Source organism: Actinomycetospora corticicola, assembly GCF_013409505.1.
Classification (GTDB): domain Bacteria; phylum Actinomycetota; class Actinomycetes; order Mycobacteriales; family Pseudonocardiaceae; genus Actinomycetospora; species Actinomycetospora corticicola.
In genome coordinates this window covers 3574220-3590673 of record NZ_JACCBN010000001.1, presented here as the reverse complement: position 1 = coordinate 3590673, position 16454 = coordinate 3574220, and the positions used below count along the sequence as shown (strand labels likewise).

The 16454-nt window shown below is 74.7% G+C and carries 15 protein-coding genes and 1 tRNA gene; 8 read left to right on the top strand and 8 right to left on the bottom strand.

Annotation, left to right across the window (positions count from 1 at the left end):
* Position 1 precedes the first annotated feature (1 nt).
* Together glmU and BJ983_RS17410 are read right to left on the bottom strand one after the other, a co-directional pair.
* Complete coding sequence (gene glmU / locus BJ983_RS17415; protein ID WP_179794952.1) at positions 2–1501, bottom strand: bifunctional UDP-N-acetylglucosamine diphosphorylase/glucosamine-1-phosphate N-acetyltransferase GlmU; 1500 nt, start codon at positions 1499–1501, stop codon at positions 2–4.
* A gap of 138 nt (positions 1502–1639) precedes the next feature.
* Positions 1640–3415 carry a GGDEF domain-containing protein gene (locus BJ983_RS17410; protein WP_179794951.1) on the bottom strand — a complete coding sequence of 592 codons (1776 nt, stop codon included), beginning with the start codon at positions 3413–3415 and terminating at the stop codon, positions 1640–1642.
* A gap of 204 nt (positions 3416–3619) precedes the next feature.
* Here BJ983_RS17410 and BJ983_RS17405 point away from each other — a divergent pair, with 204 nt between their 5' ends.
* Entirely contained in the window at positions 3620–4285 is a 666-nt protein-coding gene (locus tag BJ983_RS17405; RefSeq protein WP_179794950.1) for a hypothetical protein, read from the top strand.
* 24 nt (positions 4286–4309) lie between these two features.
* Here BJ983_RS17405 and BJ983_RS17400 read toward each other — a convergent pair whose 3' ends face one another.
* The 5 genes from BJ983_RS17400 to BJ983_RS17380 all read right to left on the bottom strand — a co-directional run bounded on the left by BJ983_RS17400 (position 4310) and on the right by BJ983_RS17380 (position 6275).
* Positions 4310–4771: an ATP-binding protein gene (locus BJ983_RS17400; protein WP_179794949.1), complete on the bottom strand. Its 462-nt coding sequence runs from the start codon at positions 4769–4771 to the stop codon at positions 4310–4312.
* Positions 4772–4843: 72 nt separating this feature from the next.
* Positions 4844–5095: a hypothetical protein gene (locus BJ983_RS17395; RefSeq protein WP_179794948.1), complete on the bottom strand. Its 252-nt coding sequence runs from the start codon at positions 5093–5095 to the stop codon at positions 4844–4846.
* A gap of 114 nt (positions 5096–5209) precedes the next feature.
* On the bottom strand, positions 5210–5701 hold the full coding sequence (locus BJ983_RS17390) for a MarR family winged helix-turn-helix transcriptional regulator (RefSeq protein ID WP_179794947.1): 492 nt from the start codon (positions 5699–5701) through the stop codon (positions 5210–5212).
* Positions 5702–5772: 71 nt separating this feature from the next.
* A complete protein-coding gene (locus tag BJ983_RS17385) occupies positions 5773–6180 on the bottom strand; it encodes an NUDIX domain-containing protein (RefSeq protein ID WP_343054232.1) in 408 nt (135 codons plus the stop codon).
* Between the two features lie 24 nt (positions 6181–6204).
* A tRNA-Gln gene (locus tag BJ983_RS17380) sits at positions 6205–6275 on the bottom strand.
* 492 nt (positions 6276–6767) lie between these two features.
* Here BJ983_RS17380 and BJ983_RS17375 point away from each other — a divergent pair.
* Genes BJ983_RS17375 through BJ983_RS17355 form a run of 5 tightly spaced genes read left to right on the top strand, consistent with a single transcriptional unit; the run spans position 6768 to position 12181 of the window.
* A complete protein-coding gene (locus BJ983_RS17375) occupies positions 6768–8381 on the top strand; it encodes an exopolysaccharide biosynthesis polyprenyl glycosylphosphotransferase (protein WP_179794945.1) in 1614 nt (537 codons plus the stop codon).
* Positions 8381–9637, top strand: a complete 1257-nt coding sequence (locus BJ983_RS17370; protein WP_179794944.1) for a class I SAM-dependent methyltransferase — start codon at positions 8381–8383, stop codon at positions 9635–9637. Before BJ983_RS17375 ends, BJ983_RS17370 begins: the two co-directional genes overlap by 1 nt.
* 25 nt (positions 9638–9662) lie before the next feature.
* Entirely contained in the window at positions 9663–10490 is an 828-nt protein-coding gene (locus BJ983_RS17365) for a sugar phosphate nucleotidyltransferase (protein ID WP_179794943.1), read from the top strand.
* Positions 10491–11132 carry a PIG-L deacetylase family protein gene (locus tag BJ983_RS17360; protein WP_179794942.1) on the top strand — a complete coding sequence of 214 codons (642 nt, stop codon included), beginning with the start codon at positions 10491–10493 and terminating at the stop codon, positions 11130–11132. It begins immediately after the preceding gene.
* Between the two features lie 23 nt (positions 11133–11155).
* Positions 11156–12181, top strand: a complete 1026-nt coding sequence (locus BJ983_RS17355) for an NAD-dependent epimerase/dehydratase family protein (RefSeq protein WP_179794941.1) — start codon at positions 11156–11158, stop codon at positions 12179–12181.
* Positions 12182–12188: 7 nt separating this feature from the next.
* On the opposite strand, the gene BJ983_RS17350 is transcribed toward BJ983_RS17355, so the two are convergent.
* Positions 12189–12728: a dTDP-4-dehydrorhamnose 3,5-epimerase family protein gene (locus BJ983_RS17350; RefSeq protein WP_179794940.1), complete on the bottom strand. Its 540-nt coding sequence runs from the start codon at positions 12726–12728 to the stop codon at positions 12189–12191.
* Between the two features lie 50 nt (positions 12729–12778).
* On the opposite strand from BJ983_RS17350, the gene BJ983_RS32390 reads away from it, so the two are divergent.
* A complete protein-coding gene (locus tag BJ983_RS32390; RefSeq protein WP_179794939.1) occupies positions 12779–13939 on the top strand; it encodes a methyltransferase domain-containing protein in 1161 nt (386 codons plus the stop codon).
* Positions 13940–14156: 217 nt separating this feature from the next.
* On the top strand, positions 14157–16454 hold the full coding sequence (locus BJ983_RS17340) for an O-antigen ligase family protein (RefSeq protein ID WP_179794938.1): 2298 nt from the start codon (positions 14157–14159) through the stop codon (positions 16452–16454).

Genomic DNA, 16454 nt, shown 5'->3' with positions numbered 1-16454 from the left:
CTCACTGCTCCTCCTGGTCGCGCCGCTCGGGCGGCCGGACGGTGTCGTCCGGTCCGCCCTCGGGCGAGGTCGACGCCCGGGCCGCGGCCTCGGCGGCCGCCGTCCCGGGTCGCTTGCGCTCCACCCAACCCTCGATGGTCCGCTGCGGGCCCGAGGAGACGGCGAGGGCGCCCGGGGGGACGTCCTCGCGCACCACCGTGCCCGCTCCGGTGTAGGCGCCGTCTCCGATGGTGACCGGCGCCACGAAGGTGTTGTCGCTGCCGGTGCGGACGTGGTCGCCCACGACGCTCCGGCGCTTGGTCACCCCGTCGTAGTTCACGAACACGCTCGAGGCACCGATGTTGCTGCCCTCGCCGATGGTCGCGTCGCCGACGTAGGTCAGGTGCGGCACCTTCGAACCGGGCCCGATGGTCGAGTTCTTGACCTCGACGAAGGTGCCGATCTTGCCGCGCTCGGCCAGCTCGACGCCGGGGCGCAGGTAGGCGAACGGTCCGACGGAGGTCTCCGGCCCGACGACGGAGTTGCTGCCGTGGGTCCGCACGACGGTCGCCCGCGCGCCGACGGCGACGTCGATCAACGTGGTGTCCGGTCCGACCGTGGCCGCCTCGGCGACGGAGGTCGTGCCGTGCAGCTGGGTGCCGGGCAGCAGGGTCACGTCGCGTTCGAGGCGGACCCCGACGTCGATCCAGGTGGTCCGGGGGTCGACCACGGTGACGCCCGCCCGCATCGCGCGCTCCACCATCCGGCGGTTGAGCTCCGCGCCGAGCGCGGCGAGCTGCACGCGGTCGTTGACGCCGGTCACCAGCCAGGGGTCGGACAGCTCGACGGCACCGACGTCGAGACCCTCGCGGTGCGCGACCCCCACGACGTCGGTGAGGTAGAGCTCGCCCTGGGCGTTGTCGGTGCCCAGGCGGGCGAGCGCGGTGCGCAGCAGGGCGAGGTCGAAGGCGTAGACCCCGGAGTTGACCTCGGTGATCGCGAGCTGGTCGAGGGAGGCGTCGGACTGCTCGACGATGGCGGTCACCCCGCCCTTCTCGTCGCGCACCACGCGGCCGTACCCGGTCGGGTCGTCCATCTCGGCGGTGAGCAGGGTGACGGCGTTCCCGGCGTCGTCGTGCTCGGCGACCAGCGCGCGCAGCGTCGCGGTGTCGAGCAGCGGGACGTCGCCGTAGGAGACCAGCACGGTCCCGGCGGCGTCGGCGGGCAGCGCGTCCACCCCGCAGGCGACGGCGTGCCCGGTGCCGCGGCGTCGGTCCTGCACCGCCGTGCGGATGGGGCGGCCGAGCTCGGCGCCGACCTGGGCGCAGTGCGTGCCGACCTCCTCGCGGCCGTGCCCCACGACGACGACGAGGTGCTCGGGCGTGGTGCCCGCGGCCGCGTGCAACGCGTGGCCGAGCAGGCTGCGGCCGCCGACCGGGTGCAGGACCTTGGGCGTGGCCGATCGCATGCGGGTGCCCTCACCCGCGGCGAGGACGACGACCGCGGTGGGGGTCGGCGGCATCGGCTCTGCTGCTCCTGGTCGGGTGGGTGTGGTCGACTGGGGACGTCACCGGCGACGCCGCGGAGCACACGCACCGGTGCCCCGGTCACCTCCGATCCTCCCACCTGCCCGGACCCGGGCGGCGACGGGGGCGGCGGCTCAGCCGCCGACGAGCAGCCCGTCCGCCGGGGTGTCCGTGCTCGCGTCGAGGACCACGGCGCCGCCGCCCGCGCGCTTGGCCTCGTACATCGCGCGGTCGGCGCGCGCGAGGAGGGTGCCGGGGGTGAGTCCCGAGTGCTCGGTGCCCGCCACGCCGACCGACAGGGACACCCGGGAGCCGTCGCCCACCGGCACCCCGGCCACCGCCGCCGCGGCCCGCTCCAACGCCGCCCGCGCGTCGGTCGGCGAGCTGCCGGGCAGCACCGCGACGAACTCGTCCCCGCCGTACCGGGCGACGAGGTCGTCCGCCCGCAGGCAGCGGCGCAGGGTCTCGGCGACCAGGCGCAGCACCTCGTCCCCGCGGGCGTGGGACACCCGGTCGTTGATGGTCTTGAACCGGTCGACGTCGACCATCGCGATCGCGAGGACGGACCCGCGGCCGGCCACGGTGGTGAGGTGGTCGGCCAGGGCGTCGTCGAGGGCCCGGCGGTTCGGCAGGCCGGTCAGCGGGTCCGTCCGTGCCTGGACCGAGATCTCGCCGTGCTCCCGTCGCAGCTGCTCGTGGGCGATGCGGGTGCGCAGCGAGAGCACCCGCGCCTGCTGCAGCGTGAACAGCTCGTGCTCGAGATCGGCGGTGTAGTCGCGCAGCGCCCGGCGGCCCGGGACCCCGCCGAGGTGGTCCGCGGTGACCGCGACCAGCTCGCGGCTGACGGCGAGGGCGAGTCCGGGTTCGCCCCGGGGTCGCCGGGCCCGGACCTCGTCGAGTCCGGCGGCGGCCTCGTCGGGACGGCCGAGGGCCACGAGCGCGCGGGCCCGGGCGAGGACGACGAGCAGGTGGTCGGCGAGGCAGGCCGACGGCGGCTGCCCGGGGCCGAGGGCCTCCAGGTCGGCCCGGGCGGTCCCGATCCCGGCGTCGGGACGGTCGGGGCCGGCCGGCTGGCGGGCGAGGGTGACCAGGGCACGCTGGGCCCGGCGGTGGTCGGCGCCCAGCAGGGCCGGCTCGGCGTGCAGCGCCCCGGCCCGCCGGGCGGCCTCCTCCAGGTGCGGGAGACCGTCCCGGCCCGCGCGCAGGAGGCGGAGGCCCCAGCCGGCGAGGACCCGGACGTGCTCGTGCTCGCACCGCGCCGTGGCCAGCAGGTCCCCGTCGTCCTCCGCGATCACCTGGGCCCGCGTGAGCAGGGGCTGGGCGTTCTCGTGGAGCCCGAGGGCCGCGAGGGTCGAGGCGACCAGGCGGTAGGTGTCCTGGAGGTTCCCGCGGTGCTCCCGCTCGGTCGGCGCCCGGTCCACGGCGGCCTGCTCGTCGAGGGTGGTCAGCGCCCGGGTCGCCGCAGCCAGGGCGGACTCCTCGTCGTCGGCGAGGAGGGCCCGGCGGGCCAGCAGCGCCTCGGCGTCGACCGCGAAGAGGGTCAGGCCGTGCTCGGACACGACGGACACGAGGTCGTCGAGCATCCGTTCCGCCGCGTCGGTGTCGGCCGCTGGCCGCCCGGTCCGGGGGCAGGTCCCGGCCCCCCGGACGGCGAGGAGCCCGGCGGCGGCCTCGCGCAGCAGCACCGCGCGGGTGGCGGGCTCCCGGTCCCCGGCGTGCCGGACGAGCTCGAGGAGGGTCGCGAGGTCGGCGCCGGGGGCGGGGTGCGGTGCGCGGGCCGCCCGGGCGCTCGCCGCGCGGACGTGCGCCAGCAGGCTGTCGCGCGGGGCGTCGGCGGGCCGGCCGTGCCACGCGTCCCGCGGCGGCGTCCGGTCGTCGGGCCGGGGGCGTCCCTCACCCGGACGTCCCATGCGCCACCTCCTCACCACCCGTGCGACGGACGAGGGCGCTTCCCCTCCGTCGATCACGCAGCGCAGAAGTGTCGTCGCTCCGTGTCACCCGGGATTCTGCACATGCGGACGCCGGGGGCGCAGCCCGGGTCGCTCCGCGTCGTTGTACCCCGCATGGCGCACAGCGGAGCGACGACGGACGGCCGCGCGGGCACCCCACGACTCGTGCCCGCCACGGGACGGCGCGCGGTCGCCCTCCTCGTGGTCCTCGGGGTGCTCGTGGTCGGGGTGCTCGCCGTGCGCGTCGCCGGGACCTCCTCCGCCGGGCCGTTCGATCGCGCTCTCGCCGCGCTGGTCCCGATGCACCACGGCCTGCCGGCCGCGGTGGGGGACGTGCTCGCCGCCCTCGGCGACCCGCTCCCCGTGGCGGCCCTGCTGCTCCTCGGCGCGGTGGCGGCGTGGTGGGGACGCGGTGGTCGTGGTCTCGCCCTGGTGCTCGTGGCGCCGCCCGCCGCGATGGTGCTGACGTCGTTGGTGCTCAAGCCGATCGTCGGACGGACCCGGGGCGGCGAGCTGGCCTTCCCCAGCGGCCACACGACGGCGGTGGCGTCGCTCGCCGCGGTCGCCGCGGTGCTGGTCCTCTCGGCCCCGGTGCTGTCCCGGGCGCAGCGCCACGGCATCGCGGTCGCCCTCGGTCTCGGCGTCCTCGCCGTCGGGGTCAGCCTCGTGGGCCGCGACGTGCACGACCCGAGCGACGTGGTCGCCGCGCTGGGGGTGGTGGTCGCGGTGGTGGGCCCGGCCGCCCTCGTCGTCGACGCGTTCGCGGACCTCGCCGCGACGGAGTCGCCGAACCACGAGGTGGCGACGCGCCGCCTGCCGGCGCTGCGCTGACCGGCGGCGGTCCGCCGGGCGGGCTCAGGCCTGCGCGGCCGACCGGTCGTGGGGCGCGTCCTGCGGCAGGCGCCGGGACAGCGTGACCACCGTGCCGGGCTCGCCGCGGTCGACCCGCGTCTCGGCCAGCCGCTCCATCATCTCCAGGCCACGACCCCGCGACGAGGGTCCCGTCGGCGGGTCGCGCCAGTGGCCGTGGTCGGTGACGACCACCGCGACGGTGTCCTCCTGCAGGCGGGCGCGCAACGACATGGCGCCGGGCTCGCCGGCGCCGGCGTAGGCGTGGTCCACCACGTTCTCGAGGGCCTCGCTCGTGGCGAGCACCAGGTCGTCGGCGAGGTCCTCCAGGTCGTCGCCGACGGGGGAGCCGCCGACGGCGTCGAGGACCTCACCGAGCCAGCGTCGGAGGGCGCGCCGGAAGGAGCCGACCTGCGGGGGCGCGGCCTGCGCGGTCAGGTCGAGGTCGGGCGGGGCCTGCGGAGTCACGGAAGGGTCGGCTCCCGGGTGCGAGGGCGTGCTGACCCCACCTTCTACCCCCGTGTGTGACCGGGGAAACGGTCACCGCGCCGCGGTGCGCACCCGCTGCTCCACGGGCAGGTAGCCCGTGCGGTCGTCGAGGGGCGTGCGGACGTCGTAGCGACACTCGTCGTGCACGACGGCGGGGCCCCACACCCACAGCCGCGGGGCCTCCCGCGGCGCGAGGCCGACCACACGCACCGTCCCGTCGGCGTCCGGCGCGACCGTCCGCAGGCACACCGGGCAGCGGGAAGCGGGAGCCGCGACGGGACGGACTCGGGCCGGTGTGCTCATCGGGGGCGCTCCCGGGGGAGGAGGACTGTCCGATCGGACAGGTGGACCCGAGTAGATTGCCCGCAACCGAACTGAGGAGCAAGGGCCCGTCCGGCCGGACGGGTCACGCCGGGATCAGGCCTGGGCGACCGGCTGCTGCTCCTGCACCGTGGTGGCGGTGCGCAGACGGCCGGCGAGCTCGTCGAGCTGCCCGCGCAGCGAGGCCAGGTCGGACCCGTCCAGGCCGGTGGCGCGCTCGACGTCACGCTGCACGAGACGGGCCTGGTCGAACAGCGCGCGTCCCTCCTCGGTGCACGCGATCTCCAGGGTGCGCTCGTCCTCCGGACGACGACGGCGGGTGACCCGCCCCTGCTTCTCCAGGCGCTTGAGCAGGGGGGAGAGCGTGCCCGAGTCGAGGTGCAGCTGCTCGCACAGGAAGCCCATGGAGACGGCCTCGTGCTGCCAGAGCACGAGCATGACGGCGTACTGGCTGTACGTCAGGCCCAGGGCGTCGAGGCCCTGGCGGTAGCAGGCGGTCATCGCCCGCGATGCGGAGTGCAGTGCGAAACACAGCTGCCCGTCGATCGTGAAGGGCTGCGTGCCCGTTCCTGCCTCGGCCGTGGTCATCCCTCCAGGGTAAACGCATGTTGCATCCCTTGTCGGATTCTCACGTCGTGACCACGGGGCGACCCGTACGGTCACCGCCCCGGCAGGAGCCCCGCCCGGTCGAGGATTCCGAACAGATCCGTGGTCAGGGGCAGGTCCGCCATCTCCGCGACCGTGAACCAGCCCACGTCGGCGGCGTCGTCGCCGGCGCGCAGGGCACCGCCGACGACCTCGGCCACGAAGTCGTGGATCTCGAAGAGCACGTCGCCGGGGCCCGGGCGCTCGAGGACGAGCCACTCCCGGCCGACGGTCACGACGATGCCGGTCTCCTCGGCCACCTCGCGGGCGGCCGCCTCGGCGGGCGACTCCCCGGGCTCGACCCGGCCGCCGGGGAGGGTCCAGCGCCCGGCCTGCGGCTCCCGGCCGCGCTGCACGAGCAGGAGCCGGCCGGTCGCGTCGTGGACCACCGCACCGGCGGCGGGGACGCGCCTGCCCTCCACGCACCCTCCCGGCCGGACGTGCTGCTCCGCCGCCTGGATTCGAACCAGGATCATCGGAACCAAAATCCGAGGTGTTGCCCTTACACCACGGCGGACCGCGGGCCGCGGCCCGCGCTGCTCATGGTGACACGACCGGTCGGTCCCCCTCGCGGCCGCGCCGCGGGCCGGACCCGGCGGGGGAGCCACCCGGACGGAGACCGGCCCCGGACCGGACGGCCCAATACCGGTCACCCACCGTTCCCGACGGCGGGTGGAACCACCCGCCGTCGGCGAATCGCCCCACCGTGACCCCGGCCCGGTGGCCTCGTTGATCCCCACCAGGAGCTGCGGCCGGGTGCCATGACATGGCTCACGCGGGATCCGCGCGCAACCCGTCCGGGGCACGTGCGTCCTTCGTGGTGGAGAACCCGATCCGCCGGCCGGTGGCGGACGCCGTGCGAGGGAGGTGAGCGGGTGGCCCGGACACGGGACGTGTGCGTGCGGCCCCCGGTCGCCCACCCCCACCACCGCACGGGCGACGATCGACGTCGGGCGACGGAGGGACGGCCGCAGGGCCGGACCCCGGCGCTCAGAACAGGGGCGAACGCGTGAGCGGCACCGAGCTGGACGGTCGGACCGACCCGACCGACACCGGCGGGATCCCGGCCACCCCGCGGCGGCGCGGGGAGGTACGGCCCGGCGACCCGGGAGCCCAGGCGGCTCCCGAGCCCTTCGTCGACCCGGATCCGACCGCCCCGGGCTTCATCCGGATCTGGGACGACGAGGCCCCCGGGCAGCCGGGCAGCGTGGCGACCGCCACCAGCTGGCAGACCAAGTTCGCGCTGGGCGTGGCGGCGAGCGACGTGCTCGTCCTCGCGGTGTGCGCGGTGCTGGGCGCCCTGATCGGCTTCGGCGCGGGCAGCGGGACCACGGGGACCAACCCGTGGGCCCTCGCCGTCGTCTCGCTGGTGCTGGTGCCGATGGCGCTCGGGGCGACCCGGGCCTGGGACCCGCGCGTGCTCGGTCAGGGCTCCGAGGAGTGGAGCCGCCTGATGCGCGGCTACGTCAGCGCGGCGATCCTGCTCGCGCTGGCCGGCCTCGTACTCGAGCGCACCGGCGTCCGGCCGTGGGTGTTCGGCATCCTCCCGATCGCCGGCCTCCTCTCCATGGCGGGCCGCTACACGCTGCGCCGCTGGCTGCACCAGGCCCGCAAGCGCGGCCGCGGCCTGCTGCCCGTGCTCGCGATCGGCACCGAGGAGTCGGTGCGCGACCTCATCGAGCGCACCCGCCGCGTGGCGCACATCGGCTGGGTCGTCACCGGCGCCTGCACCCCGACCGGCCTCGGCGAGGAGGGGCAGGGACACGTCGCGGGCGTGCCGGTCATCGGCGACCTCGACTCGCTGCCCGCGTCCGTGCGGTCCGGTCGCTTCGGCGTCGTCGCGGTGGCCCAGACCCCCGGCTGGAGCCCGAAGCGCCTGCACCGCCTCGCCTGGGACCTCGAGGGCACCGGGTCCGAGCTCGTCGTCGACCCCGGCCTGATGGAGGTCGCGGGGCCGCGCCTGCACGTGGCGCCGGTGGACGGCCTGCCGCTGCTGCGCCTCACCGAGCCGCGCCTGTCCGGCGTGCCGCGCATCGGCAAGCTGCTCTTCGACCGGGCCGCCTCGATGGCCCTCGTGCTGGCCCTCGCGCCGGTGTTCCTGCTCATCGCGCTGTTCGTGAAGCTCGACGGCGGACCGGTGTTCTACCGACAGACCCGCGTCGGTCTGCGCGGCCGTACGTTCCGCATGGTCAAGTTCCGCTCGATGGTCCCGGACGCGGACCGGCTCCGTGCCCAGGTGGTCGCAGGCGGTAACGACGGCTCCGGTCCGCTGTTCAAGCTGCGCCGCGACCCCCGGGTGACCCGGATCGGCTCGATGCTGCGCCGCTACTCTCTGGACGAGCTCCCGCAGCTGTTCAACGTCGTCGGGGGCTCGATGTCGCTGGTCGGGCCCCGCCCGCCCCTGCCCGGAGAGGTCGACGCCTACTCCGACGCCGCCAAGCGCAAGTTCCTGGTGCGGCCGGGCATGACGGGTCTGTGGCAGGTCAGCGGCCGTTCCGATCTGTCGTGGGAGGAGTCGGTCCGGTTGGACCTGCGTTACGTGGAGAACTGGTCGCCCGCCATGGACCTGGTCATCCTGTGGAAGACGGTCTCGGCCGTCTTCCGCGGTGACGGGGCCTACTGATGGGGGCCCCCGCCCTGGTCTGCCGCCTGTGCGGTTCGACGGAGCTGGAGAGCTTCGTCGACCTCGGGGCCACGCCGCCGTGCGAGCTGTTCCTCACCGCCGAGGCGCTCGAGGGCCCGGAGCCGACCTTCCCGCTGCACCCGCGGGTGTGCCGGTCGTGTCTGCTCGTGCAGCTGCCCCCGCTGATCGACCCCGACGAGACGTTCACGGAGTACGCGTACTTCTCCTCGTTCTCCACCTCGTGGGTCGAGCACGCACGCCGCTTCGTCACCGCCGCCACCGAGCGCGCGGGGCTGACGCAGGACTCGCTGGTGGTCGAGGCGGCGTCCAACGACGGCTACCTGCTGCAGCACGTGGTGGCCGACGGGATGCGCGCGGTGGGCGTCGAGCCCAGCGTCAACGTGGGCCAGGCGGCCCGCGACAAGGGCGTCCCGACCGTCACGGCGTTCCTCTCGCCGGAGACCGGCGCGGCGGTGCGGGCCGAGCACGGCCCGGCCGACCTCGTCGTGGCGAACAACGTCTACGCGCACATCCCCGACGTCGTGGGCTTCACGCAGGGCCTGCGGGCCATGCTGGCCGACGACGGGTGGGTGTCGATCGAGGTGCAGCACCTGCTGACCCTCGTGGCCTACCGGCAGTTCGACACGATCTACCACGAGCACTTCCAGTACTACACCGTCGGCACGGCCATCAGGGCCCTGGCCAGCGGCGGCCTGGACCTCGTCGACGTCGAACTGGTCCCCACCCACGGCGGGTCGATCCGGCTCTGGGCCCGGCCGACCGAGCTGGGGGCCGGACGCACCCCCGCCGTCGGGAAGGTCCTGGCCGACGAGGCCAAGGCCGGCCTGGACACCGTCGAGGGCCACGCCGGGTTCGCCCGCGAGGTCTCGCGCATCCGCAACGACCTGATGCGCTTCCTCATCGAGGCGGCCGATGCCGGGAAGACCGTGGTCGGCTACGGGGCGCCCGGCAAGGGCAACACCCTGCTGAACTACTGCGGCATCCGTCCGGACCTGCTCGCCTACACGGTGGACCGGAACCCCTACAAGCACGGGCGGTACACGCCCGGCACGCGGATCCCGATCCACCCGCCGGAGCGCATCGACGCCGACCGGCCCGACTACGTGCTCGTCCTGCCGTGGAACCTCCGCGACGAGATCACGGCGCAGCTGGCGCCGGTGGCCGAGTGGGGCGGGAAGCTCGTCTTCCCGATCCCGGCCCTCGAGGTCGTGGAGCCCGGCAGCTCGCCCGCCTGAGCCAACTCGAGAGGGAAGTACTGCAGTGAAGGTCGTCCTGTTCTGCGGCGGTTTCGGCATGCGGATGCGGGATGGGGACTCCGACGTCCCCAAGCCGATGCAGATGGTCGGCCCGCGCCCGCTGATCTGGCACGTGATGCGCTACTACGCCCACTTCGGGCACAAGGAGTTCATCCTGTGCCTGGGCTACGGGGCGCACCACATCAAGGACTACTTCCTCAACTACCGCGAGACGGAGTCGAACGACTTCGTCCTGCGGGAGGGCGCGATCGAACTCGGCGGCTCCGACATCGCCGACTGGACGATCCACTTCGTCCACACCGGCCTGGAGTCGCCGATCGGTGAGCGCCTGCGCCGGGTGCGTCACCTGGTCGACGGCGACGAGATGTTCCTCGCGAACTACGCCGACGTGCTGACCGACGCCCCGCTCGACCAGATGGTCAAGCGGTTCTCCGACTCCGACGCCGAGGCGGCGCTGCTCGCGGTGCTGCCGCAAGCCGTGTTCCACATCGTCGAGTCCGACGACGAGGACCGGATCACCTCGATCCACCCCGTCACCGACATGGGCGTGCGGGAGAACGGCGGCTACTTCGTGCTGCGGCCGTCGGTGATCGACCGCATCCCGGAGAACGGGGACCTGGTGGGCGACGCGTGCACCGCGCTGGCCGCCGAGGGCAAGCTGATGGGCTACCCGTACGAGGGCTTCTGGCTCCCGGCGGACACGCTCAAGGAGCGCAACCAGCTCGAGGCGTCCTACCGGGCCGGCAGCCGGCCGTGGATGCTCTGGGAGAAGGAGCAGGGACCGGACCTCCCGCCGCTGGAGAGCCTCGTCACGCAGCACCTGCAGTCCTAGATGCAGCGCCTGGTCCCCGAACGGCTCGACGAGCTCGTCCTGCTCGGCGCGCACTGCGACGACATCCCGATCGGAGCGGGCGGCACCGTCCTCACGCTGTGTCGCGCCCGGCCGGGCCTGCGGGTGCGGGCGCTGGTGCTCTCCGGGGGCGGCACGCCGCGGGAGGCCGAGGAGCGCGCCGCGCTCGCCGCGTTCTGCCCCGGGGCCTCGCTGGAGGTCACCGTGCTGGACATGCCCGACGGGCGCCTGCCCCACCACTGGAACTGGGCGAAGGAGGCGCTGGAGACCTTCCGGCGCACCACCGAGCCCGATCTGGTGCTCGCCGGCCACCGCGCCGACGACCACCAGGACCACCGCGAGCTCGCCCGGCTCGTCCCCACGGTCTTCCGGGACCACGCCACGCTCGGCTACGAGATCCTCAAGGCCGAGCCCGACCTGGCGCAGCCGCCGGTGCTCTGGCCGCTGTCGCAGGAGGCCGTGGACGACAAGATCCGGCTGCTGCACGAGCACTACCCCTCGCAGACCGGCCGCACCTGGTTCGACGACGAGGCCTTCCGCGGCCTCGCGCGGATCCGCGGGGTGCAGGCCGGCGTCCGCTACGCCGAGGGCTTCCACCCGACCCGCCTGCTGGTGGGTGTGTAGAACACCGAACGGAGCTGTTGCACGTGCGCGTCCTGCTGACCGGCCACCAGGGCTACCTGGGGACCCTGGCCTCCCCGATGCTCGCCGCGGCGGGCCACGAGGTCACCGGCCTCGACTCCGGGCTGTACGCCGACTGCATCCTCGGGGACCTGGAGCAGCCCGACCCGCCGGCGCTCGCCGTCGACCTGCGCGACGTCACCGTCGAGCAGCTGGAGGGCTTCGACGCCGTCATCCACCTCGCGGCGCTGTCGAACGACCCGCTGGGCTCGCTGGCCCCGGAGCACACCTACGACATCAACCACCACGCCTCGACGCGGCTGGCCCGCCTGGCCAAGGAGGCCGGGGTCGGCCGGTTCGTCTACGCGTCGACCTGCTCGGTGTACGGCGCCTCCGGCACCGCCGACGTCCTCGACGAGGAGGCGCCGATGAAGCCGGTGACCCCCTACGCCGAGTCCAAGGTGCGCGTCGAGTCCGACCTGGTGGACCTGGCGTCGGACGAGTTCGTGCCGGTGTCCATGCGCAACGCGACCGCGTTCGGCTTCTCGCCGCGCCTGCGCGCCGACATCGTGCTGAACAACCTCGTCGGTCACGCCGTGCTCTCCGGGCGCATCCTCGTGATGAGCGACGGCACGCCGTGGCGTCCGCTGTGCCACGGCCGTGACATCGTCGCCGCCGCGATCGCCGCGATGGAGGCCCCGGCCGAGGTCGTGCGCGCCCGGGCCTTCAACGTCGGGCGCACCGACAACAACGTGCAGGTCCGCGACATCGCCGAGGCCGTGAAGGTCGCCGTGCCCGAGGCGGAGCTGATCGTCACCGGCGAGACCGGCGGCGACCCGCGCTCCTACCGCGTCGACTTCTCGCGGATCGAGAAGGAGCTGCCGGAGTTCCGTGCGGCGTGGTCGGTGGCCGACGGGGCCGCCGAGCTGCTGCGCGAGTACCGGGCGCGTGGGCTCACCCAGGAGACCTTCGACCGTCGCTTCACCCGCCTCGCCGTGCTGCACGCGCGGCAGGAGGCCGGGACGCTCGACGCGACGCTGCGGCCCGTCTAGAGCTGGTCTAGAGGGTCGCCACCAGGTCCTTCCACGAGCCGGCCGTCCGGTCGCGCTCGGAGATCGCGGTGACCTCGACCGGCCAGGTGATGGCCAGGTCGGGGTCGTCGTGGGCCACCCCGAGGTCCTCACCGGGCGCGTGCGGCCGGTCGATGCGGTAGCAGACGTCGGCGTCGCTGATGGCCTGGAAGCCGTGCAGCAGGCCGGCCGGCACGTAGAGGTGGTGGTGGTCGACGTCGTCGAGCCGGAAGCTCGCGACGACGCCGAACGTGGGGGAGTGCGGGCGGGCGTCGACGAGGACGTCGTGCACCGCCCCGTGCGCCACCCGCACCAGCTTCGCCTCGCCCGCCCCGCGCCGCCCGTGCATCCCGCGGATCGTGCCCGCGCGGGACCGCGACTGGCTGTCCTGCGCCAGGGCCCCGAGGTCGACGCCGTGCTCGGCGCCGATCGCGGTGTCGAACGTGCGGGTGAAGAAGCCCCGGTCGTCGGTGTGCGGCGTGGGGACGAACACCAGGACACCGTCGATCGAGCTCGTGCGAACCTCCATGGCCACCACCCTCCCAGCACGCATCGACCCGCCGTCAGGAAGGACCCCCCGTGACCCGCGAGGTCTCCGCCACCGTCACCTGCCGCTGGTGCGGCTCCACCGAGGGCACCCTGGTGCTCGACCTCGGCGACCAGCCCGCGGCCGACCACTTCCCGGCCGTCGACGACCCGGGGCCCGACCCGGTCCACCCGCTGCGGATGTGGCTGTGCTCCGGATGCGGCCTGGCGAACCTCGCCGAGGACCCGACCACCCCCGAGGAGCCGCGGGGCGCCGAACCGCAGGCGATGGTCGACCAGGCCCGCGACGCCGTGTCCCGGGTGCGGGCGGCGGGGCTGCTGGACGCGCCGGACGGCACGGCGCGGACGACGGTGACCGAGTTCGGCAGTCCGCACGGCGGGTCGTGGCTGGACCTGCTCGACGCCGTCGGGCTGTCCCCGGTGCCCGAGGGCGTGGGCGCGGACCTGGTGATCGACTGCTTCGGGCTCATGCACGACGCGGACCAGGCCGCCGGCCTCGGGCGCCGGGCCGCCGCGGTGGCGCCCGGCGGGACGCTGCTGCTGCAGTTCCACACGCTCGCCGCGATCGTCGCCGACGGCGGGTGGAACGCGTTGCGGCACGGGCACTTCGCCTACTACTCGACGCCGGTGCTGGTGCGCATGCTCGAGGAGATCGGGTTCGAGGCCACGCACGCGTTCCGCTTCGACCTCTACGGCGGGACGGTGCTGCTCGCCGCGCGTCGTCGGGGCGTGGGCGGCCCGGCCGACCCGGCGTCGGTGTCGGCGCTCGTCGAGGCCGAGACCGCGGCGGGCGTGCTGGACCCCGCCGTCGTCGGGACCCTCGAGGGCGCGACGGCCGCGAGCGCCGACGCGCTCGCCGAGCACCTCACCGCCGCGCGGGACGCGGGCCGCTCGGTCCTCGGCTACGCCGCGGCGTCGCGGGCCGTGCCGCTGCTCAACCGGGCCCGGATCGGGCCGGACCTGCTGCCCGCCGTCGCCGACGGGTCGCCCGGCAAGCAGGGCCGCCGGTTCCCGGGGGTGCCGGTGCCCATCGTGGCCGCGGCGGACGTCGCGGGGCGACGGCCCGACGAGGTGGTCCTCTTCGTCACCGACCTGCTCGAGGAGATGCGCGACCGCATCCCGGAGGTCGAGGCGGCGGGCGGCCGGTGGGTCGTCGTGGACCCGGCCGTCCGCGTGGCGGAGCCGCGGAGCTGAGTGACCCACGTCTCCGACGAAGCACCGCGGGGTGCGGCGCGGCGTCTTGCGGGACGGCTGCCCCGATCGGCCCTGCTCACCGGCGGGTGGGTGGGCCGTCGGGGGTCGGCCCTAGACTGCCCGGGCGGGAGCGGCCGGTGCCGCCGTCCGGCTCAGCCGGGCGGGTGACGGGGACCGTACGGCCGGACCGACACGATCGAGGGATGGGACGCGTGGCATGACGGCAGTCGAGGCCCACCGGGCAGCGGGCGCCGCGCCCGGGCCCCGGGTCCCGCAGCAGCGGCCCGGCCCGACGCGGCCCCGGCGCAGCAGCCCCCATCTCCGCGTCGCCGCCGCCGTCGTCGTGCTCTCGACGCTGCTCACGGGCGCGATCACCTTCGTCGGGGTGTTCGCCTCGGTCGGGCGCTGGCAGAGCACCTCCGAGGTGGTCTTCAACTCGACGATGGAGACCGACCAGAACATCGCCCGGGGCTCGCGCTACATCCAGGACCGGCTGACCACCTGGGAGACGCTCGGCAGCAGCGAGGCCGTCGCCCGGCGGGCCGCCGAGATCGGTGCGCGGCCCGGCAGCACCCCGTTCGACCCGGCGACCGTCTCCATCTCGTCCAAGCACCTCACGGCCACCGAGATCCTCGAGGTCACGGTCACCTCCGACGACGAGGCGACCGTCGCGGCGGACGCGAGCACCGCGGCGCAGGCCCTCGCCGACGTGGTGGTCGGCAGCGAGCGCTACCCCGGCTCGGCGAACTCCAAGGTGACCGCGCGGGTCGTGAGCCCTGGCGGGCCCGCCACCGACCACGGCGTCGAGGAGGCCCGCTGGTGGGCGATCCTCGGCGCGGTCGGCGGGTTCATCCTGTCGCTGCTCGCGTGCTCCCTGCTGCGGCCCGGACGCTGGTCGCGCGACCTCGCCCCGTTCACCATCCGGTCCCGCCGGCGCATGGTCGAGCTGAACCAGGCGGTGATGCACGAGGCGCTGCGCGACCTGATCATCACCGGTCTGCGCTCGCCGGTCGGCAAGGTGACGGCGGGGATCGCGGCGTTGTCGATCGCGGGCTACGGCCTGACGGGGCTCGCGATCTTCCCGTTGATCCCGGTCCTCGCGGCCGCGGTGTGGACGTGGAAGAAGGCCGACCCCCGGTGGTCCTCGGCGGCGCTGCTGTTCACCGGCGTCGGCGTGTTCCCGGAGAAGGTCGACCTGATCAAGCTCGGCCCGGTGACGCCGACGGTGCTCGAGGTCTCGCTCGTGCTCGCCTTCGTGCTGCTGCTGCGCGGCCGGGGGATCGCCCGCTCGCCCCGGCCGGTGCTCACGTGGCCGGTGATCGCGATCCTGGTCGCCGCCACGGTCGGCGCCGTCGCCGCGCTGGCGCTCGGCGGGGCGTTCAGCCTGATGATCGACAACTACCGCGCCCTGCTCATGGTCGCGGCGTTCTTCCCGGTGTACTTCGCCTTCGCCCGGCGCCCGCACCAGCTGATCGCGGTGATGCTGTCGATCGCCGGGGTCTGCAGCTCGATCGTGCTGGTCGCCTCCGTGGCCGGGTGGTCGCGGCTCCTCGTGGACGAGCGCACCTCGGTCATCACGGGGTCGGCCACCTCCGACGTCGCCCGGCTCTCCGGTCCCACACTCGACATGTGGGCGCCGCTGCTGATCCTGCTGCTCTCGGCCCTGATGCCGCGCCGGCCGCGCTGGCTGTGGATCGGGCTCGTCGTCATCGGCGTGCTGCACCAGGCCGCGAGCTTCAACCGTTCGACCTGGGCCCCGCTGATCCTGCTCGTCGTGGCGGTCGCGGCCGTGACGCACGGCCCCAAGGGCCTGGTGCGCCGCGCCGCGGTGCTCGTCGTCGTCGGGGCCATCGGGCTCAGCGTCGCGCTCACCGGTCTGGCCGGTGGGCAGGCGAAGGCCATCGCGCTGCGCGCCACGAGCGTCGTCACCGGGCAGGCCTACGGCGAGGACAGCCTCCCCGACCGGCTGCGCGAGAACGCCGCCGCCTACGCCACGCTCGAGCGCCAGCCCTTCTTCGGGGTCGGCGTCGGGCAGTACTACGGCGGGGAGCTGCCGCAGTACAACAACGACCTGAGCCGGCCGTACGTCGACCCGCGCCCGTACATCCACAACCAGTACCTGCGGATCTGGCTGTACATGGGGGTGCTGGGCCTGTTCGCCTACGCCTTCGCGGGCACCCGGATCCTCTCGACGGTGCTGCTGTCCTGGCGGCGGCGATCGCCCGGCGCCCCGATGGTCGTGGTCGTCGGGATGGGCCTGGCGTGCCTCGCGGCGCAGTCCAGCCTGCAGACGATGCTCGTCGACCGACCCGCGATCATCACCACGGTCACCCTCATGGCGGCGCTGTCGGCGTTCGCCACGTGGTCGCCCTGGCCGACCCGGCCGCCCTTCCCACCGCGCCGGCCCGGGCCCCCGATGGGCGCGGGACCGATGCGTCCGCCGGGCGCCGGACCGATGCGTCCGCCGGGTCCCCCCCGACGTCCTGCCGTCCCCGCAGGCACCATGGAGGAGTGA